18 protein-coding genes, 1 tRNA gene and 1 riboswitch are annotated in these 20,235 nt (G+C 33.6%); of the genes, 2 read left to right on the forward strand and 17 right to left on the reverse strand.

The genetic code is table 11. From position 1 onward, the window contains the following. Window position 1 precedes the first annotated feature (1 nt). Genes Q0X02_RS01375 through nuoE form a run of 4 tightly spaced genes read right to left on the reverse strand, consistent with a single transcriptional unit; the run spans window position 2 to window position 3,779 of the window. Entirely contained in the window at window positions 2-457 is a 456-nt protein-coding gene (locus tag Q0X02_RS01375) for a ferritin family protein (protein WP_297810430.1), read from the reverse strand. A gap of 10 nt (window positions 458-467) precedes the next feature. Beyond that, on the reverse strand, window positions 468-1,394 hold the full coding sequence (locus Q0X02_RS01380) for a 2Fe-2S iron-sulfur cluster-binding protein (RefSeq protein ID WP_297810433.1): 927 nt from the start codon (window positions 1,392-1,394) through the stop codon (window positions 468-470). Between the two features lie 5 nt (window positions 1,395-1,399). Then, the gene (locus tag Q0X02_RS01385) at window positions 1,400-3,280 is read right to left on the reverse strand and encodes an NADH-quinone oxidoreductase subunit NuoF (RefSeq protein ID WP_297810436.1); all 1,881 of its coding nucleotides are present in this window, start codon (window positions 3,278-3,280) and stop codon (window positions 1,400-1,402) included. Between the two features lie 13 nt (window positions 3,281-3,293). Beyond that, a complete protein-coding gene (gene nuoE, locus Q0X02_RS01390; protein WP_297810439.1) occupies window positions 3,294-3,779 on the reverse strand; it encodes an NADH-quinone oxidoreductase subunit NuoE in 486 nt (161 codons plus the stop codon). Between the two features lie 380 nt (window positions 3,780-4,159). Between nuoE and selB the strand changes: the two genes are divergently transcribed. Continuing rightward, the gene (selB, locus tag Q0X02_RS01395) at window positions 4,160-6,037 is read left to right on the forward strand and encodes a selenocysteine-specific translation elongation factor (RefSeq protein ID WP_297810442.1); all 1,878 of its coding nucleotides are present in this window, start codon (window positions 4,160-4,162) and stop codon (window positions 6,035-6,037) included. Window positions 6,038-6,187: 150 nt separating this feature from the next. Then, a tRNA-Sec gene (locus Q0X02_RS01400) sits at window positions 6,188-6,284 on the forward strand. Window positions 6,285-6,377: 93 nt separating this feature from the next. On the opposite strand, the gene metK is transcribed toward Q0X02_RS01400, so the two are convergent. From metK to Q0X02_RS01465, 13 genes are all read right to left on the reverse strand, one after another. Beyond that, the gene (gene metK, locus Q0X02_RS01405) at window positions 6,378-7,556 is read right to left on the reverse strand and encodes a methionine adenosyltransferase (RefSeq protein ID WP_297810445.1); all 1,179 of its coding nucleotides are present in this window, start codon (window positions 7,554-7,556) and stop codon (window positions 6,378-6,380) included. 46 nt (window positions 7,557-7,602) lie between these two features. Further along, window positions 7,603-7,699: riboswitch (SAM riboswitch) on the reverse strand. Window positions 7,700-7,753: 54 nt separating this feature from the next. Continuing rightward, a complete protein-coding gene (locus Q0X02_RS01410; RefSeq protein ID WP_297810448.1) occupies window positions 7,754-8,962 on the reverse strand; it encodes an ABC transporter permease in 1,209 nt (402 codons plus the stop codon). Next, a complete protein-coding gene (locus Q0X02_RS01415) occupies window positions 8,962-9,876 on the reverse strand; it encodes an ABC transporter ATP-binding protein (protein ID WP_297810451.1) in 915 nt (304 codons plus the stop codon). Before Q0X02_RS01415 ends, Q0X02_RS01410 begins: the two co-directional genes overlap by 1 nt. Window positions 9,877-9,931: 55 nt before the next feature. Next, the gene (gene pepF / locus Q0X02_RS01420; RefSeq protein ID WP_297810454.1) at window positions 9,932-11,668 is read right to left on the reverse strand and encodes an oligoendopeptidase F; all 1,737 of its coding nucleotides are present in this window, start codon (window positions 11,666-11,668) and stop codon (window positions 9,932-9,934) included. Between the two features lie 87 nt (window positions 11,669-11,755). Continuing rightward, window positions 11,756-12,373, reverse strand: coding sequence for a V-type ATP synthase subunit D (locus Q0X02_RS01425; protein WP_297810457.1), 618 nt, complete (start codon window positions 12,371-12,373; stop codon window positions 11,756-11,758). 4 nt (window positions 12,374-12,377) lie between these two features. After that, complete coding sequence (locus tag Q0X02_RS01430; protein WP_297810460.1) at window positions 12,378-13,754, reverse strand: V-type ATP synthase subunit B; 1,377 nt, start codon at window positions 13,752-13,754, stop codon at window positions 12,378-12,380. An 8-nt stretch (window positions 13,755-13,762) separates the two neighbouring features. Continuing rightward, entirely contained in the window at window positions 13,763-15,529 is a 1,767-nt protein-coding gene (locus tag Q0X02_RS01435; protein WP_297810463.1) for a V-type ATP synthase subunit A, read from the reverse strand. Beyond that, entirely contained in the window at window positions 15,522-16,130 is a 609-nt protein-coding gene (locus Q0X02_RS01440; RefSeq protein ID WP_297810466.1) for a V-type ATP synthase subunit E, read from the reverse strand. Before Q0X02_RS01440 ends, Q0X02_RS01435 begins: the two co-directional genes overlap by 8 nt. Before the next feature lie 8 nt (window positions 16,131-16,138). After that, on the reverse strand, window positions 16,139-16,447 hold the full coding sequence (locus tag Q0X02_RS01445; protein WP_297810470.1) for a V-type ATP synthase subunit F: 309 nt from the start codon (window positions 16,445-16,447) through the stop codon (window positions 16,139-16,141). Window positions 16,448-16,449: 2 nt separating this feature from the next. Further along, the gene (locus Q0X02_RS01450) at window positions 16,450-16,869 is read right to left on the reverse strand and encodes an ATP synthase subunit C (RefSeq protein WP_297810473.1); all 420 of its coding nucleotides are present in this window, start codon (window positions 16,867-16,869) and stop codon (window positions 16,450-16,452) included. A gap of 21 nt (window positions 16,870-16,890) precedes the next feature. Beyond that, complete coding sequence (locus Q0X02_RS01455; RefSeq protein ID WP_297810476.1) at window positions 16,891-18,822, reverse strand: V-type ATP synthase subunit I; 1,932 nt, start codon at window positions 18,820-18,822, stop codon at window positions 16,891-16,893. 12 nt (window positions 18,823-18,834) lie between these two features. Then, window positions 18,835-19,851, reverse strand: coding sequence for a V-type ATPase subunit (locus tag Q0X02_RS01460; RefSeq protein WP_297810479.1), 1,017 nt, complete (start codon window positions 19,849-19,851; stop codon window positions 18,835-18,837). A 2-nt stretch (window positions 19,852-19,853) separates the two neighbouring features. Then, window positions 19,854-20,162, reverse strand: coding sequence for a hypothetical protein (locus tag Q0X02_RS01465; protein ID WP_297810482.1), 309 nt, complete (start codon window positions 20,160-20,162; stop codon window positions 19,854-19,856). Window positions 20,163-20,235 lie beyond the last annotated feature (73 nt).

Genomic DNA, 20,235 nt, shown 5'->3' on the forward strand with positions numbered 1-20,235 from the left:
CCTACCAAACTTCGTTAAATCCTACGTTTAAGAACATTTCCTCTAATTCAGTTTTGTGTCTTTTCTCCATTTTTGACAATCCTTCAAAAATACCCTTTTCAGCCTCATCCAAACAAGAATTAGCTATGTCTGCGTACATTTGCATAGCTTCTTCTTCTCTTTTAATCGCTAATTTTATAGCATCTGTAAAATTAATTTCAGTTGTCATTCTAGGGCGTTCGATTTCTTGTGATAAATTGTAATCTTCACTGTCGTCGATTTTGATAGTGTTAGCTTTTGTTTGAAGGAATTTTTCCAAATAATCTTTGTGCTTTAATTCTTCGTTGCTAAGTCTCTCAAACAAACTTTTTGTTTGAGTATCTTGTGCCTTTTCTGCTGCAAGTTTGTAGAAAGTATATGAATCATCTTCTCTATTAACAGCTTCATCAATTATAGAAATCAATTGTTCTCTTTTCATTTTATCTCTCCTATTTTCCCTTTATTTGTTCAAGTTTCTTCAATATTTTATTCATTCCCAAAACATCAGTCCAGCTTGATTCAACAAACTCTCCGCCGATTTTCTTATAAGGAGTCTTTGGATTGTCAACATTCAATAATTCCGTTGTCAATCTACCCTTCAAACAAAGTGGTCTTCCATTGTCAGGCTGAGATGCTCTAAGTGCAATATTTTTGCCATTTCTCTTTAGAACTTCAAACTCACAACCATATTCACACACTTTGCATTGTACTTTTTTAGTTTCTAATTCCCAATTTCTTCCCAAATTCATCGCTCTCTTGTCCATAAGAGCACCTACAGGACAAGCCACAACACATCTGTTGCAAGATATACAGTATGAAGATTCAAACGTGTCATTTACGTCTAAATTAATTCTAGTTTCATATCCTCTGTTCGAGAAGTTGAGAATTTTTCTATCGTCCATAACGCTACAAGTTCTGACGCATTTGCCACACAAAATACACTTGCTATCATCTCTAACAATGTACGGGGATGAATTATCAACGAGTTTTTCTCTCCTTGCTCCGTTATGTTCTCTAAATCTAACTCCGTATTCATAAGAATACTTTTGCAGTTGACATTCTCCTGATTTTTGACATGTCAAGCAATCATTCGGATGAGAATCCAATAGCAATTGAAGAATCCTCTGTCTGTGTTTGATTAATCTATCGGTTTTTGTATGAACAACCATATTGTCTTTTGCAAGCGTTGAACAAGCAGTCATTAGCTTCTTACTGCCTTCGATTTCAACTAGACAAAGCCTGCAAGCACTGACAACATCTAAATTCTTGTCATAACATAAATTTGGAATGTCAATTCCATTTTCTCTGGCCAATTCAATTATAAATTTCGGCTTATCAGTATGAATAACTTTTCCATCAATAGTTACAGTAATCATTTTATCTATCTCCTAACTACTGCATGAACTGGACAAACAGATTCACAATTACCACATTTTATACATTGAGATTTGTCTATAATATGTTGTTTTCTAACAGCTCCTTCAATACAATTTACCGGACAATTCTTTGCGCACTTTGTACAACCTATACATTTGTCAGTAATTTCATAAGAAAGAAGAGACTTACAAGCGTGAGCTGGACATTTTTTGTCATAGATATGAGCTTCATATTCATTTCTGAAATACTTCAATGTAGAAATAACAGGATTTGGAGCTGTTTGTCCAAGACCGCAAAGCGATGCACAAGTTATTGTGTCACATAAGTCTTCCAATGCTTCAATATCTCCATCTTCTCCGTTTCCGGAAGTTATTTTTTCCAATATTTCAAGCATTCTCTTAGTTCCCTCACGACACGGAACGCATTTACCACACGATTCATCAACAGTAAACTCTAAGAAGAATCTCGCAATGTCAACCATACAATCATCTTCGTCCATTACAATCATTCCACCTGAACCCATGATTGAGCCTATTTCACCAAGAGACTCAAAGTCAACTGGAGTGTCCAAATATTCTTCTGGAATACAGCCACCTGATGGACCACCTGTTTGAACAGCCTTGAATTTTTTGCCGCCTTTGATGCCTCCACCAATATCAAAAATTATTTCTCTTAAAGTTGAACCCATTGGTACTTCAACCAATCCAGTATTAACAACTTTACCACCTAATGCAAATACTTTTGTTCCCGGTGAACCTTTCGTACCGAAACTTGTAAACCAATCAGCTCCTCTATACATGATTGCTGGAACATTGGCAAAAGTTTCAACGTTGTTGATTACAGTAGGTTTGCCCCACAATCCTTTTTCAGCAGTTCTGAAGATTTTAGTACGCGGCATTCCACGTCTACCTTCGATTGATTCCATCAACGCAGTACCCTCACCACAAACAAATGCTCCTGAACCCAATCTCAATTCTATGTCAAACGAGAAGTCAGAGCCAAAAATATTATCTCCCAAAAGATTCATTTCTTTTGCTTGTTTGATAGCTATTCTAAGTCTTTTAACTGCGATAGGGTATTCTGCTCTTACGTAAATGAAACCTTGATTTGCGCCAATTGCTCTACCACAAATAGCCATTCCTTCCAATACAGAATGAGGGTCTCCTTCAAGGATAGCTCTGTCCATAAATGCTCCCGGGTCACCTTCGTCTGCATTACAAATAACGTATTTTTGATTGTTTTCAACTCTGTAAGCTGATTCCCATTTTCTTCCTGTAGGGAAACCTGCTCCACCACGACCTCTTAATCCAGATTTTTTCATTTCTTCAATTATTTCTTTTTGGTCTAAATCAAAAATGGCTTTATGTAATGCTTGATAACCATCCGCACCAATATATTCATTCAAAGATTCTAATTGAATTTTTTCTACATTTCTAAGAGCAATTTTGTATTGTTTGTCATAGAAATCAACTGAATTGTATTTTAAGATTTTTCCATCTTGTTTTGCATTTTCGTAAACGACATCCTCTGCAACTTCGTCACCTACGATAGATTTGTCGACTATATTTTTAACATCAGATAATTTAACCCTCGTGTAGAAAATCCCTTCTGGATAGACAACAACATTTGGGCCAGTTTCGCAAAGTCCAATACAGCCAACCGGAACAACTACAACATTTTCTATTTTTTCTTCTTCAATGTACTTTTTAAATTCTTCCACTAAAGATTTTGCTCCCGTAGCTTCACAACCAGCTCCGCCACAAACAACTATCTGTTTTTCGTTTGGATTAGTATGCTCTACATAAATCTTGTCTTTAACAAGTTCACGCATTTTAATGTTTAGTGCATACTTATCTCTTATTTTATTAAGTTCTTGTATATTCATAATAAACCCCTAATTAATTATACTTTTCAATAATAGATTTTAGTTCTTTAACTTCTACCTTTCCATAAACATCTCCATTAATAACAATAACCGGAGCCAGTGCACACAATCCAACGCATCTGCAAGGTGAGATGGAAAATTTTTGGTCTTCTGTTGTGCTTCCTTCTGGAATGTTCAACAGTTCCTGTAGTTTTTCAGATACCTTTTGCGAGCCCTTTACATAACAAGCAGTCCCCTCACAAACTTGAATGTCGTATTTACCTTTTGGAATCAATGAAAACTGTGCATAAAATGTTATAACACCATAAATTTCCGACAAAGGAATTTCTAATATTTTTGAAATAGTAGTAATGATTTCCTTTGGCAAATATCCAAATTCATCCTGTGCATGTTGTAATACAGGCATTAAAGGACCTTTGATATCCTTCTTGCTTCTAACAAATTCACGAAATTCTTCGACTTGTGAAGCATGTTCTTTTAAGTCAAATGTAAAACTCATATACCCTCCTATAAAAATGTTTTCCTATAACGATATTATAAAATTTACTTTTTACAATTTTTATTATATCACTTATCTTACTTAAAGTAAATTAATATTTTCATTAAAATGTTTATTAATATTCATTATCAATTTCTTTAAGTGCTGTTTTGCGCATATTACTATGTATATATTTCCTTTTTTATGTATCGTTTTGATAAAAATATATCACTAAATTCTACAGTACTTATTCGCTTATTCATTTTTTATTTATCATTTATTAAATTAAATTGTTATCGTGAAAATAACGTGAAAATAATTTCCTTATATTTAGTAAAATATAACGGATTATGGTATAATATTCAATAGTAAAATATTTTTAAATAATAATTGGAGGTTATATGGATTTTATTATAGGTACATCTGGCCATATTGATCACGGAAAAACTACATTAATAAAAGCTTTAACCGGAAATAGTACTGACAGGCTACCGGAAGAAAAAAAGAGAGGAATTTCAATTGATTTGGGCTTTAGCTATTTTGACCTTCCAAGTGGTCAAAGAGCTGGAATAATCGACGTTCCAGGACACGAAAAATTTGTAAAAAATATGATGACTGGTACTTTTGGAATGGATATGATTCTTCTTTGCGTTGACTGTAAGGAAGGTGTTATGCCTCAAACGGTTGAACATTTAGACATACTGAGATTTTTAAATAAAACAGAGGGAATTGTCGTCTTGACAAAAAGAGATTTGGCAACTGACGAAGAAACAGAAAAAACCATCGAACAGGTAAAAAATTTGGTCAAGGGAACTTTCTTAGAAAATTGTCCTATTTGTGAAGTGGATTCTGTTTCTAAAAGAGGAATTGACAATTTGATTCAAATGATAGATTCTGAATCAAAAAAATTGAAAGAAAAGCACGCCGAAAGAGATTACAGACTCAATATAGATAGAAAATTCAATGTAAAAGGAATCGGCACAGTTGTAACCGGAACTCTTTTGGATGGCGATATTTACAAAGGAGATTCTTATATTTATCCTTTGGAGAGAGATATTAACATCAAAAACATTCAAGTTCACAATAAAAATGCCAATGTCGCTCACCCATCTCAGAGAGTTGCGTTGAACATTAACTTGAATTTAGACGAGATTGAACGTGGTTATATTATTGCCAAGAAAAATTCATTGAAGCCTTTTAATATGATTGATGTTAGATTGACACTGCTCGAAAGTGCATCGCCCCTTAACCACTGGGACAGAGTTAGAATTTTCCATGGTACAAAGGAGATTTTCGGCAGAGTTGTTCCTCTTGACAAGCAAATTATACAACCTGGAACTCAGGCTTTAGTTCAAATAAGGCTTGAAGAAAAAATTTACGCAAAAACTTCTGACCCATTTATTTTGAGACAATTTTCGCCACAAGTGACAATTGGTGGGGGTATTATTATCGATGGCTCGGTTAGAAAACACAAGTTGTTTGATGAGGAAATAATCGAAAATCTCAAAATTAAAGAAGAAGGAAAAATAAAAGATATTATTTTGAATTATTTGGAAGACGAGATTTATCCAACCAAAATTGATGATTTGGTATTTTATTCATCAGAATCGAAGGATAAAGTTTTAGCAGAGTTAGAGAATTTGAGACAAGAAGACAAGGTTGTCATTCGAAACGATAAAGTTTTGGAGAAAAATTCTTATCTTAAGCTTTTAGGAAAATTAAAAATGTTTGTAATATCATTCCATAAGACAAATCCACTGTTGCCCGGAATTAACAAGGAAGAGCTTCTCAAAAAACTTCAACTAGACGATGACAGGACTTTCTTCAATTTTATGATAAAAGATTTAATTGACCAAGAGATTTTGATGGAAGAAGCTGGAATTATTTCGAGTAAGTCCCACAAGGTTATGTTGAGTGATGAAGACGAAAAAATCAGAAAGAAAATGCTTCAAGATATTTGCCAAAATCAATTCGACAAGTTGTTTAAGATTGAAAATGTAGTTCACAATCAAAAAGACAAGACCATCCTCGGAATTTTGTTGCAAAAAGATGTCGTTATTTTACGAGATAATTTCTTGATTTCAAAAAAATGTTACGACAAATTTATAAAAACTGTTGATGAACATTTTAAAAACAACAAAACTTTGAATGTAAAACAATTGAAGGATGCTTTGGATATTTCCAGAAAAAGCGCCATCACTTTGTTGGAAACTTTGGATATAAAAGGATTCACTAAGAGAATTGAAAATGACAGAGTAAAAATAAAAGATTTTAAGTAGTTGATTTTAACTTCGCAAATTGAACTGGCATTTTGAGTAATATGAAATATCAAATTTAATTGTCAGTTCAATTTGTACAAATTTTTTCAATAAAAAATTCGTAATTAGTTTGTAATTAAGTGAAATTTTTGATATAATATTTAAGTATTTGGGAATTGATGGGTGCTGGTGTGCCCTGCGGTCTTCAACACCGTCTCAGGTAGTTAAGAGCTGCCCGGGTAGGTTCGATTCCTACCATTTCCCGCCATACATATTCAGATAGCTAATTTTTAGCTATCTTTTTTTGTCGCAAAAAAAATCAGTGAGTGGTGAAATATTTCAACATTCACTGATTTTTGTTTTATAGATATTTCTTCAATGCTTCTGCTTTATCGCATTTTTCCCAAGACAAGTCCAAATCATTTCGTCCGAAATGTCCATAGCTTGCTACGTCTCTGTAAATTGGTCTTTGTAAATCCAATTTGTCGATAATAGCTTTTGGTCTTGCATCGAAGTTTTCGTTTATAGCTTCAACGATTTTTTCTTCTTCGATTTTATTTGTTCCAAATGTATTTATGAACATACTGATTGGTTTTGCAACTCCGATTGCGTATGAGAATCCCACTTCACACTTGTCGCAAAGTCCTGCTGCTACGACATTTTTGGCTATATATCTTGCGAAGTAAGCAGCTGACCTGTCTGTTTTTGTAGGGTCTTTTCCACTAAATGCTCCGCCGCCGTGGTTGCAGAATCCACCGTATGTGTCTACGATTATTTTTCTTCCAGTTAGTCCGGCATCTCCCATTGGTCCTCCGATTACGAATTTTCCAGTTGGGTTGATAAAGAATTTTGTGTTTTCATCAATCATTGATTTGTCGACTACTTTCAATATAACTTCTCTTTTGATGTCTTCTTTTAATTGTTCATAATCAACGTCTGGGTCGTGTTGTGTTGAAACTACGATGGCTTCAATTCTTTTGGCAACGTCGTTTTCGTATTCTACAGTTACTTGTGTTTTGCCATCCGGTCTCAAATAGTTCAAGATTTTTTCTTTTCTTACTGTCGCAAGTCTTCTCGCCAATTTGTGTGATAATTCCAATGGCAATGGCAAACCTGATTCTGTTTCATTTGTTGCGTAACCGAACACCATTCCTTGGTCTCCTGCTCCGTACATATCGTATTCGTCTGATTTATTTCCTTTGTACTCTTCGGATTCGTTAACTCCTTGTGCAATGTCTGAAGATTGTTCCTCCAATGAAGTTATGATTGCACAAGTTCTCGCATCAATTCCGTAATCTGCGTTGTCGTATCCAATTTCTGCCAAAGTTTTTCTAACTATTTGTCTTATGTCAACATAGCTTGTTGTAGTTATTTCTCCCATTACCATCACTAATCCAGTTGTTGAACAAGTTTCGCAAGCAACTCTGGCGTTTTTGTCTTGGGTTATGATTGCATCCAAAATCGCATCTGAAATTTGGTCACAGACTTTGTCTGGGTGACCTTCAGTTACTGATTCTGATGTTAAAAATACATTTTTCATTAATACCTCCATAAAAAAATCCTCACCCAAAAGGTAAGGATATGTAAACTTATCTTTCAGGATAATCCTGTGGGATTTAGCACCTAATTAAATAGGTTGCTGAGTTTCGTCGGGCCCATTCCCTCCACTTCTCTTAATAAGATAATTATCAAATTGTTTCAGTAGTATATTATCATTGTTTTTTTGTTTTGTCAACACTAATCTATGTTTTCCATAGCACTTTTTTTATACATTTTGATTGATTTCATAAGCATTATTGCGATTACTACAATCATTAAAGCAAATGATATTCCAATTTCCAACAATTTGACATCGCTGATTAAAAACCTCACTGGCATTAATATCGCAGATGAAAATGGAACGAAAGATAAAATTTTTATCAAAATGTCACTTTCTTTTCCGAGTGAATTTACTATTACAAAAAACAATCCCACTAGCACCAAAAATATCGGTACTATTAGATAATTGATGTCCTCGGTTCTTTTTACTGATAATCCGATTATTTGGAACAATATCAAATACAAAATAAATCCAAAAACCACGAACAAAGCTATTGTCAACAGAAATTTAACGCTCAAAGTATTTGTGAAAAATGTCCAAATTCCTTCTGGATAGAATTTTTTATTGATAAATATTCCAAGTATCCCTGAAATTATGAACACAAAATACTGCATTATTCCCAGAAGCGCCGAACTTAGTAGCTTTCCAAGCACAAAAACACTCGATTTTGCCGATGACAAGAGCACTTCTATCGTCTTGTCTTTTTTTTCTCTTGAAATATTGTTGCTCATTACGCTTCCGTAGAACAAAATCATCATATCAAAAAGAATTACAAATACAATTGAGAAAACGAATGAGTGCGATCTATCTCTGTTCAAAACTTTTTCCGAAAAGCTGATTTTTGCTTTTGAATTTTTCTCAATTAATTCTGGATTTACGCCGTTGTCTATGAGGCTTTTGTCATAATTGTATTTTTCCAGTGTTTTTGTGAATCTTTCTGAATGGTCATCCATAAACTCTTTGTTTTTGATGAATGAATCAAATTTTTTGGTGTTGTCAATCACAAATCCTATGTTGTAATCGCCTTTTTCTACCGATTCAACTACTTCGTTTTCTGAATTTTTTACATCAGTATCTTTTAGTCCCATTATCGTCTTCAAATAATTTACATCGATGCTGGAATCTTTTGAGTAAATGCAAGTATTCTTGAATGTCAACGTGTTCAAATCTATCGTTGCATTTTGATTTACAGAAAAATTTCTATTGCCCAAAAAATTCGGGATAAATCTAGGCAAAAATGTCAACGCAAAAACCAACAACGCTATTACCAATGTCGATATCAAATACGAATTGTGTCTAATTATTGAGTTAAATTCGAAATTAAATACTCTATTAAATTTTTTCATTATTCTCTAACACCAACCTTTGACACAAAAACATCTTGTAAACTTGGTTCATACTGGCTAAAGCAATTTATGTCGATTTGGTTGAGCATCATAAACTCTAAAATATCTTCCTTTGTGACATTTTCAGTGAGTCTCACCAAAAGCTTGAACTCTCTTACAACTGCATCTGGATAGATAAAATTATTTGCCTCTAATAGTTCTTTTAACTCCCAAATCCCCATATTATTTGCATTCAACAACATCTTTTTTTCCGCCATAGAATGTTTTATTTCATTGACGTCGCCATTCAAAATTATTCTACCTTCTTCTATTATGCAAATATCTCTGCAAAATTCCTCTACATAACTCATCAAATGACTGGAAAATATTACTATTTTTTGGTTTTGAATAAATTCCCCCACTGCCAATTTCAATTCGTGGGCATTGATTGGGTCAAGCCCTGAAAAAGGCTCGTCCAAAACCAAAACATCAGGGTCATTCAAAAGTGCGGAAATTATTTGTACTTTTTGTCTCAATCCCTTGGACAAAGTCGACAATTTTCTGTTCTTGTATTTTGCGAGGTCAAAGCGGTCTAGCCAATATCGAACGTTCTGCCTTGCGTTTCTCCTGTCAGTTCCCTTAAGCCTTGCGAAGTAATACAACTGAGTGAAGATTTTCTCATTTGAATACAATCCACGTTCTTCAGGAAGGTAGCCAATCTTTAATTCGTTGTGATTTATAGGCGAACCGTTGATGAGAACTTGTCCACTGTCAGCACTCAAAACGTCGGTGATTATCCTCATTGTAGTTGTTTTACCGGCACCATTTCTACCTAAAAATCCAAATGCTCTTCCACTTTCTACTTTGAAAGAAATATCCGTCAGAACTTTGTTGTCTCCGAAAGATTTGTTAATGTGTTTTAATTCTAAATTCATACTATTTACCGATTATTTTTATGTTAATTTCTGCCAAATTCTTTATAGTATTTTTCTATTTATTGACAATTTTTTCAAATTCTAGTACTTTTTCTTTGAAAACTTCAAATGCAATTCTCAAAACATCCTTGTCTTTGATGTCCGCGCCTGCGTTTTTGAGTTGCACTAGAGGATAGTGTTTGTTGCCATCTTTCAAGAAATTCTTGTAATTTTCCAAATCTTGTTCATTTCCCGACAAAATCTTTTGTGACAATATTGATGATGAGCTAAGACCTGTTGCGTATTTGTAAACATAGAAATTATTGTAGAAATGAGGAATTCTCGACCATTCGTACTTAATCAAATCATCTGATACAACGCTATCTCCAAAGTATTTTTTGTTTAAGTTAAGGTATATTTCGTTGAAATCTTCGCCAGTTAATGCCTTTTCTTCTTCAACCAATTTGTGAGTTTCTCTTTCAAATTCCGCAAACATTGTTTGTCTGAAAATCGTTGATTTGAATGAGTTGATGTGATGGTCTAACAAATACAACTTTTCATCGTCGTTTTTAGCGTTTTTAATCATATAATCCAACAACAACATTTCATTGCAAGTACTTGCAACTTCTGCGACAAATATAGTGTAGCCTGCATATTTGAACTCATTGTTAGCTCTTGAATAATATGAGTGAAGAGAATGTCCAAGCTCGTGAATCAAAGTGAACACAGAATCCACGTCATTTGTGTAATTCATCAATATATATGGATATGAATCGTACGAACCCCAACTGTATGCTCCAGGTTTCTTGCCATCTTTTGGATAAACATCAATCCAATTTTCTTCGAAAGCCTTCTTCATAATTGATTGATATTCTTCGCCCATTGGTTTAACAGCTTCTATTACCATTTTCTTCGCTTCTTCAAACGGAATTTCACGGTCGAAACCTTTTGTAGATGGAACATAAACATCGTACATGTGGTGCTCATCTAATCCCAACAATTTTGTTCTTGCCTTGTAGTATTTGTACATATATGGCAAGTATTCGTGCACAATGTCGATTAAATTATCATAGACTACTTCTTCAACATCGTCGTTGAACAATTCCATTTGTCTTGCACTGTCGTATTTTTTAATCTTAGATAAAATTACCAAGTTTTTAATGTTTGCATACAAAGTAGAGCCAAAAGTGTTGTTGTACTTCGCCAATTCATCGTAATATTTTTCGAAAACTTCTTTTCTTTGTTCGCGAGGAAGTTTAGATAAAAATGGAACAAAATTAGCATTGGTAAGCTTTTCACCAATAGATTCTACATAAGGAAATTCCATATCTGTGTTTTGCAAACTGTAGAAATCATTGTGTGGGCTTGACATCGCTTCACTCATAAGTGAAATAATGTTTTCTTCTTCTGCAGATAAAGTGTGTTCCTTAAATCTCAAAATCTTCTTGAAGAATATTTCATAACTTGGATTTTCTTTGATAAGTTTGTCTTGTTCATCTTCTTTTAATGATAAAACAAATGGTTCAACAAAAGAAAATCTTGATTGCAACTTGTTATACAATGATGACAATTCCAATTCCAATTTGACACTATCTGAAACCTTGCTGTTTTCATCTTTTTTCATTGAAGCGTAAGTGTACAAATTATCCATTACTCTGTCAGTTTCGAAAAGTAAATCCAATATTTCTATGAAGTTATCCTTTTCATTTTTCTTCAATTCATCAATTTTATTAATATTTTCGTTAACTAATTTAATATCTTTTTCGATTGCGTTCTTGTCCTTATACATCTTGGACAAATCCCAATTACACATAAAATCACCTCTCTTTATATAATACCCCAAACCGTTATCATTCACAAACAAAAAAATCGGTCAGGCAATCATCTGCCCAACCGAAAATTACTTCTTTTTCTTTTTGACCATCTTCAATCTGAAAAATTCTTCTCTTTCTTTTTCAGCTAAGATATCTTCTGTATTCTTAATTGACTTTTCGTATTTTGGAATTTGTATTTTATCCAACGCATTGGCGCGTTTTTGAGTTTTTTTGATTTCCTTACCCAATTTGTACACTGCATTTTCCATTTCAGCCAATTCGTAGATAGTCTCTCTGATTTTGTTGAATGCAAGAACAGCTCTATCAAACGAAGCATTTGTTCGGAAAAAACCGTATTGTGCTTCAGCTTTTGATTTTTCAGATTGAATTTTCGGAACTTCAACTCCCATTACTGATTTGTAAATTATATCAAATTCTTTTTCGTGACTAATCGAATGGGAAATTTCTTCAAGTCTATCAGTTCCAACAGTTATGGATGCTTCTGTTAAAAGCTCGTAGGCTTCATCAAATTCTTTTTCAATGGAATCTTGAAGCGTTTGTGCTTTTTTCATTAGCCCCATCATTTCTTTGATGAGGACAGTCCTTTTTTTGTCCAAAAGATTGTAACCTTTTTTGGAAAAATCCAATGTTTTTTTAGCTTTTATTAAATTCCCCTTTGTAGGAGTCATCTTATAAACTGCCATACTATCACCTGTTCATATGTTGTTTTATCATTTCTGGTGATAATCTGTCCAATTCGTTTTCTGGTAATATCTTCAATAAATCCCACGCAAGATCTAGTGTTTCTTCGATTTCTCTGTTTTCATAATAATCTTGTTTTACAAATCTCTTTTCAAATTCATCTCCGAATTTTAAATATTTTTGGTCAGACTCGCTCAAATCATCTGCTCCGATAATTTGTGCCAAATCTCTAACCTCTTGAACGTGAGAATAACTTGAAAATAATTGGCTACTTACATCCGGATGGTCTTCCCTTGTGTATCCTTCACCAATACCATCTTTCATAAGTCTTGACAAAGATGGAAGAACATTGATCGGTGGATAGATGTCTTTTTGCATCAAACTTCTTTCCAAAACAATTTGTCCTTCGGTGATATATCCTGTTAAGTCTGGAATAGGATGTGTGATATCGTCGTTTGGCATTGTCAAAATCGGAATTAAAGTTACAGAACCTTCTGCATCTTTTATCATACCGGCTCTTTCGTACAATGATGCCAAATCAGAATACAAATATCCTGGATAGCCCTTTCTGGAAGGAACTTCTTCTCTTTTTGATGAAACTTCTCGAAGAGCTTCTGCATAACTTGTCAAATCAGTAATAATAACCAAAACGTGATAATTTTTTTCGAAAGCCAAGTATTCTGCTGCAGTTAGTGCCGCTCTTGGAGTAATAATTCTTTCCATTATTGAATCGTCAGCGTAATTTACAAACATACACACATTATTCAATACACCAGATTGTCTGAAAGTATCTTCAAAAAATCTCGCTTCGTCGTGTTTTACACCAATAGCTCCGAATACAATAGCGAAGTTATCTTTATTCGCCCCTTTGATTTTGGCTTGACGAACGATTTGTGCAGCCAATCTATTGTGACTCATTCCGGAACCAGAAAATACTGGAAGCTTTTGTCCTCTAATCAAAGTCATCAAACAATCTATTGAACTAATGCCTGTTTGGATAAAATCCCTCGGATAAACTCTGGAAACAGGATTTATGGCACGACCATTTACGTTGTAATACTTCGCACCGTAAATATCTCCGCCATTATCTATTGGTTGACCAATTCCGTTGAATTTTCTTCCCAAAATATCTTCTGACAAAGCTATCTCAAATGGTCTTTGAGTAAATCTAACTTTTGTGTTTTGTGTGCTCATTCCTGTACTGTCACCAAATACTTGAATAGTGACAGTATCGTCGTTGATATTTACGACTTTACCGACCATTGATTTGTCCGATGCAGATGATTTTACTTCGACAACTTCACCAAAAGATGCTTCATTTACATTTTCAACTTCTATAATTGAACTTTCAACTTTTTTTAGTTTAATGTATTCTTTTATCATAAAATCACCTACTTTTCGTACTTGCTAATCAAATCGCTGTAAAATTCTTTGATTTCATCGTTCAAATCTTTGATTCCACTCAAGTCATCATTAGAAATTGTGTTCTTCATGGCGATAACTTTTGAATACAAATCTGCATTTTTTACTTGTGAAATTGGAATTTGTTCTTTGATTGCTTTGTATCCTTCATCATACAATAATTTTATAGTTTTTAACATTTCAAATTGTTTTTTAAGCGGTACATAAGTGTCGACCTTGCTGAACGCATTTTGTTGCAAATATCCTAGCTTCATAACATTTGCAATATCCAAAATAAGTCTTTGGTCGTCTGGAAGGACATCCTCACCGACTAGCATTACTATTTCTTTTAATTTATCTTCTTCGTATAACAATTTGAGCATTTGATTTCTCAAATCCACAACATCTTCTCCGAGTTTGGACTCGTAATAATCTCTCAATTTTTCAACATAAGAAGAATAACTGCTCATCCAATTAATTGCAGGATAGTGTCTTGAGTATGCCAAGTCCTTATCCAATCCTAAGAACACATTTACAAATCTCTTAGTGTTTTCTGTAACTGGCTCACTGAAATCTCCACCGGCCGGAGAAACCGCTCCGATGATTGTTACTGAACCTTCGTTGTCATTCAACGTCTTGACGATTCCAGCTCTTTCATAGAATTGTGCAATTCTCGATGGAAGATATGCTGGATAGCCTTCTTCTGCAGGCATTTCTTCAAGTCTTCCTGAAATTTCACGAAGAGCTTCTGCCCAACGAGAGGTGGAGTCTGCCATTATTGCGACGTCGTATCCCATATCTCTGAAATATTCTGCCATTGTAATTCCAGTGTAGATACTTGCTTCTCTGGCAGCTACTGGCATATTGGAAGTATTTGCAATCAAAACTGTTCTTTCCATAAGAGGCTTGCCGTTGTTTGGGTCGATGAGTTTAGGAAAATCTTCCAATACTTCTGTCATTTCGTTACCACGTTCGCCACAACCAATGTAGATAATGATATCTGCGTCGGCGTATTTTGCCAATTGGTGTTGAGTCATTGTTTTTCCCGTACCAAATCCTCCAGGGATTGCTACTGTACCACCTTTTGCAAGTGGGAAGAACACGTCCAAAATTCTTTGACCAGTTTCCAATAATCTATCGACATCTAATCTTTCTTTTGATGGTCTTGGGATTCTTATCGGCCAATCTTGGTACAATTTTATGTCAGTTGTATTTCCAAAATCATCTTCAACCTGCATAATTGTTGTTTCGATATTGTACTTGCCATCCTCTAGCACGTTTTTGACCGTACCATTGACACCGACTGGTATCATAATTTTGTGAACAATAGCTTCAGTTTCTGGAACTTCTGCGATGATTTGTCCTTGAGTAACTTTGTCACCATTTTTAACTTTTATAGTGACATCCCACAATTTTTCTTCGTCAATCGAAATAAGTCCTATTCCTTCCGGTATAAATGTGTGGAATTTATCTCTAATTTCTTTCAATGGCCTTTCAATACCATCGAACATATTTTTCAACAAGCCTGGTCCCAACTTCAACGAAAGTGGCTTGTATGTGTGATAAATTTCGTCGTCTTTTTTTAAACCTTCAGTTTCTTCATAAACTTGTATTACAGCGATATCATCTTCAAGGCTTATAACTTCTCCGATTAATTTCTTTTCACCAATCAACACCATTTCCTTGGCTGTAAAATCAGTCATATTTTTTCCTTTTATAACAGGACCATTAATAGAAAAAATCTTACCATTACTCATTGATATCACCTTCTGTCATCAAATTATGAATTTCTTCTCCCATTTCATGCTTTTTGTCTTGCATTTTTGACAAATAACTGTAATCAAAATTCACTGTATTGTCTACATCTTGAATCATAAATCCTCCCAAGTAATTATTTGGAATGGATTTGATTTCTTCAATTTTATCTGAACTCAAATTCTTAGTCACATAATCATAATCATTTTGCAACACTAATAAAACAACTTTATAATCCAAGTTTTTCAAATTATCTTCTATATCTTCAATCAATTTTTTCTTGTATTCATCAGTTTTTACAAAATCAATTATTTTTTTCGTAACATTTCCAATCAATTTTTGTAATATACTTTCTTTTAACACTAGAAGCTCTCTTCTGCTTTCTTGTTCGGCAGTTCTCAATTTTTCAATTGATTTTTGTTCAGCTCTTCTAGTTCTCTTTTTTAAGTTGATATTGTACTCTTCGATTAATTTTTGTTCGTAGTCATTAAGCTCGTTTTGATTAGAGTTTTTAATACTGAGAAGCTTCTTTTCATAATCTTTTTTCTTGTTTACATATATAATTTTGTTGAAAATATCTAATTTCTTTTCTAATAAAATCATTTCTACCTCTAATCTACCTTAATTCCTATAGATGCCTTGATGTATTTCATCAAGAAATCTTTGTCTTCAAGTCCATTTCTTCCGGGTATTGTTACAACGAGAGGCCTCTTAGCCTTGTCTTTGTGTCTTGTCACATCGTCTTTTATAGTGTTAAAAACTTTCTCAGTGATAATTACAACTCCAAGCGTATCATCGACAATTGCAGCCTTGAACGCTCTTTTCATTTCCACTTCGCTCTTTGCAACTATTCCTGTGATTCCAGCTAGACGCATTCCAAGATTTGTAACATTATCCGCACTTATAATTACGGATTTCATAATTATAATTGTTGCAAAATAAGAATTGAAATAACCAATCCGTAAATTGCAATACCTTCTGCCAATCCAACATAGATTAATGATTTACCTAACAAAGATGGGTCTTCGCTAACAGCTCCCAATGCCGATGAGCCTACAACACCTACTGCATATCCAGTACCGATTGTTGCAAGACCTGTTGACAAAGCTGCTGCCAATAATCCAAGACCATTAGATTGAGCTGTGGCAGATTGTGCAAATGAAGAATTTGGCATCAAAAATACAATCGCCATTACAAGACAAGGAATGATTGCAAAAAGATTTGTTCCCAATGCTTTTTTCAATTTTGTTTTTGATGAGTCAGTGTTGTTGTATAACAAATAAACTCCTGAACCTATTGTCAATAAAACTATTAATGCTGTTGAAATTAAAATAATATTCATATAATTCTCCTTTAAATTTTATTAAATTCTTTTTACTGTAGGTTGGAATAAAATTCCATCGCCTTTAAAATATTTACTAAACAATTCGTAATATTCAAGTCTCAATGATTGGATGAATACAATCAAACCTTCAAGACCCAAAATAACAATGTTTCCCACTACTATCATTGTAATATTTCCTGCATTTGTTCCTATCATCTTGCCAATTGATGTGAATGCCAAGAACAAACCAACGTGATTTATCGCAAATGCACCCACTCTGATGAACGAAACTGTCGAAGAAAACATAGATATCAATGTTTCGATTATTGAAAATGAACCTTCAACATAGTATCCGGTAACATCCAAGCCGTTGTGAAGAGGTCTTCTCTTGTACATTATTTGTGTCAATGGCAATTTGAAAATCATCACAAAAATTACAGTTAACATACATGCTGCGATTATTCCAACTGAAACAAACTTCAATTTTAAAACAATTGTAGCTGCCAAGAACAAGAACAACAAGAACAACAAAAATCCTGCCAAGCCTTCTTGACCAAAAAGTCCTTCCTCAACATTTTTGAATATATAATTATTTAACAATCCAAAAATATATGCCATCAATAAAAGCACAACTCCAAGTATTATCGCCACAATTAAAACAGTGTTGATGTTCTCAAATGGTTTTAAAAACAACGCTGGAATAACTCCTTCTAGTCCAAAGAAAGAACCGTACAGAACGCCAAAAACCATGGAACTTGCTCCGATTCTTTCTAGGAGTCCACCCATCATCTTATCTTTGACTTTTGCTAACAAGACACCTGCGACAAACATCACAGCTCCTTGTCCCAAATCCCCGAACATAGCCCCGAACAACAACATATAAGTCAATCCAAAAAACACTGTCGGGTCAATTTCTTTGTAGTTTGGCGTGCCATACATATTTACTAAAAGCTCAAACGGCTTAAAAAATTTATTATTTTTGAGTTTGGTGGGAGGCGTCAATCCGCTGTCATCAGCATCCAAGAAATTAATGAACATATCGTCATAAACCGATAGTTTTTCTTGGACAATGCTCTTAGCAGATTCTGGAACCCATCCTGACAAGTAGAAGTAATTTTCACTTCTGGCGAGAAGTGATTTGACATCTTCCAACTGAATCAACAAATTAGCCGAAATAACCATATCGATAATCTTGCTCTTGTTATTTCTGTAAATTTCATTCAAATCCTTGTTTAGTTCAGTGATTTTTCCACCCAACTCTTCATTTTCCAACTCTATATCTGAAATTATATCTTTTGGAACTTGTTTTCTATTTTCATTAATATCAATATCGGTCCAATTCAATGACCTCAAAATTCTGTCGATTTCAATCGAAACTTCTTTTGGATAAATAGCTACATAAACTTCTTTTTTGTTTTTGCTTGCCAAATGAAGCACGCTTGCCATGATATTGTCATAATTTCTCTTCAATTTCAGTCTATTTTCCTTACTCAAATAGCCAAAACGATAATCGAAATACTTCAAATCGCACAAGCTTTCTATAGAAACATCCAAGTCCTCTATCAAGTACAAATTTTCCAACTCTTTTTTATTATCAGCTATTTTATCTTCATATTTGTAAATCTTGTCAACCTTAGCCTTAATAGAATCGTAGAAAATTTTGATTTCATCTTCTGTGTACTCTCTCTTCAATCTCTCGTCTTTCAAATCAATTTTGAAAATATCTTTCAAATTATCGCAAATAGAGCTCAAATCCTTGACATCTCTGTTTTTGAAACTTGTAACATTGTTAAATTCAACAGATTTTTCAATATTTTCATTATTGATATTTACAATAAAAGAATTGCTTTCTATCAAACTCAAACTATCTGTAAGTTCGACTTTTCCTATATCCAACAAATCTTTTATAGTGGATTCAAGATACTTCAGATTTCCAACTACATTCATCATGTACATTTTTTCTGCTCTCAATTTACCACTTCCTTACACTCTTCTAATCAAGTATGATTTGGCTTTTTCATAATCCAAATCAAATCTTTTAGATTCAACACACTTTTCGATATCAAACTTTTCAAACTCGAGTAGTTCTCCTACGCTAATAAGCTTTGAAATGTTGTACTTATTAGTATGAAGCAAATCCAACGCTTTGAAATAAAGATATCTGTAAATTCTTCTATCCATATACAAGTCAATATCATTCTCTGTATTAACCAAGAAAGAATACTTGCTCTCGGAAATAAATTTCACCAAATCGTCAAAATCCATATAGGAAATCTCCTTCAAATCGTCTAAGTTGAACAATTTACCACCTAAAATAGTGAAGTTGAAGATTATCTCGCTGTTGATTTCATAATACTTATTAGCCCTATAAATCCATTCCAAATTCAACAAATCAATCTTCTCACCATAATAATCTTGGACAATTTTACAATCTTCCTTAGATAAATTTTGGCTCATCTTGATGATGTTTGAATAATAATTTCTATCCAAGTTCATTTCAATAAAAAACAAAATCCTGTGACGATTTTCTTCCTTGTACCTGTCTACGATGGACTTGTACGGTTCATCTAGCATTTCCACAAAATCAGAAATAGTAGTCGACGAAGAAATTCGAGAAAATTTTGTATCTTTTAGAACTATTAAATTATCATTCAACCTATCGGTGTATTCCCTTCTGACGATGACACGCGCCAATGTTTTAATATCTTCAATGACATAATATTCAAGCAAAGAATTGTAAAATTCCTTGTATCTGCCATTCAAGTAATACCTCAACTTTTCTTCAGTTTGAATCATCTTATCGTTAAGACTATTTTCGAACTGACTCACGCCCTCGTTTGAGTATTCACCTTCGATTTTTCCAAGTTTCAAAAGATAATCATATTGAGCCTTATTAGTATCAGCCTCCAACAACTTCTTAAAATCATCACCGCTCAAAAGCTTTGAGCTAATCTTAGAAATTTTTGTATTAAGTGCACTATATACTCTTGCAGAACCCATAATTACTCCGTAATAATATTGAAGAATTTGTCCACCAATTTATCTTCATTTTCTTCGAAAATTTTCTTCAATTGATTTTTCTTTTCTCCAATACTCCTCTTTTGATTTTCGATATTATTGTTTTGGCTGTTTATAATATCGTCATGGACAGAATTAAGTTTAGTTACAGATTCTGATTGATATTTGTCTTCGAGATTTCTCAAAGCTTCTTTTTGTTTTTTTTGTTCTGACACAACATTGTTTTTGAATGATTCATCCAAATCCTGTGCTTTTTTATCAATCTCAATTATTTTATTGATAATGTCTTTCATAAACTCACTTCCTCACAATGTATTATTACTGTCTCTTATACACATCTCCGAGCCCACGAGACCGTTATTCTAA

Origin of the sequence: uncultured Finegoldia sp. (assembly GCF_947252345.1) — a bacterium.
Lineage (GTDB): Bacteria > Bacillota > Clostridia > Tissierellales > Peptoniphilaceae > Finegoldia.

Bases quoted from the DNA above. Each gene is read 5' to 3' on its own strand.
- Q0X02_RS01375 (WP_297810430.1), bottom strand. From the start codon at position 457: ATGAAAAGAGAACAATTGATTTCTATAATTGATGAAGCTGTTAATAGA.
- Q0X02_RS01380 (WP_297810433.1), bottom strand. From the start codon at position 1,394: ATGATTACTGTAACTATTGATGGAAAAGTTATTCATACTGATAAGCCG.
- Q0X02_RS01385 (WP_297810436.1), bottom strand. From the start codon at position 3,280: ATGAATATACAAGAACTTAATAAAATAAGAGATAAGTATGCACTAAAC.
- nuoE (WP_297810439.1), bottom strand. From the start codon at position 3,779: ATGAGTTTTACATTTGACTTAAAAGAACATGCTTCACAAGTCGAAGAA.
- selB (WP_297810442.1), top strand. From the start codon at position 4,160: ATGGATTTTATTATAGGTACATCTGGCCATATTGATCACGGAAAAACT.
- metK (WP_297810445.1), bottom strand. From the start codon at position 7,556: ATGAAAAATGTATTTTTAACATCAGAATCAGTAACTGAAGGTCACCCA.
- Q0X02_RS01410 (WP_297810448.1), bottom strand. From the start codon at position 8,962: ATGAAAAAATTTAATAGAGTATTTAATTTCGAATTTAACTCAATAATT.
- Q0X02_RS01415 (WP_297810451.1), bottom strand. From the start codon at position 9,876: ATGAATTTAGAATTAAAACACATTAACAAATCTTTCGGAGACAACAAA.
- pepF (WP_297810454.1), bottom strand. From the start codon at position 11,668: ATGTGTAATTGGGATTTGTCCAAGATGTATAAGGACAAGAACGCAATC.
- Q0X02_RS01425 (WP_297810457.1), bottom strand. From the start codon at position 12,373: ATGGCAGTTTATAAGATGACTCCTACAAAGGGGAATTTAATAAAAGCT.
- Q0X02_RS01430 (WP_297810460.1), bottom strand. From the start codon at position 13,754: ATGATAAAAGAATACATTAAACTAAAAAAAGTTGAAAGTTCAATTATA.
- Q0X02_RS01435 (WP_297810463.1), bottom strand. From the start codon at position 15,529: ATGAGTAATGGTAAGATTTTTTCTATTAATGGTCCTGTTATAAAAGGA.
- Q0X02_RS01440 (WP_297810466.1), bottom strand. From the start codon at position 16,130: ATGATTTTATTAGAAAAGAAATTAGATATTTTCAACAAAATTATATAT.
- Q0X02_RS01445 (WP_297810470.1), bottom strand. From the start codon at position 16,447: ATGAAATCCGTAATTATAAGTGCGGATAATGTTACAAATCTTGGAATG.
- Q0X02_RS01450 (WP_297810473.1), bottom strand. From the start codon at position 16,869: ATGAATATTATTTTAATTTCAACAGCATTAATAGTTTTATTGACAATA.
- Q0X02_RS01460 (WP_297810479.1), bottom strand. From the start codon at position 19,851: ATGGGTTCTGCAAGAGTATATAGTGCACTTAATACAAAAATTTCTAAG.
- Q0X02_RS01465 (WP_297810482.1), bottom strand. From the start codon at position 20,162: ATGAAAGACATTATCAATAAAATAATTGAGATTGATAAAAAAGCACAG.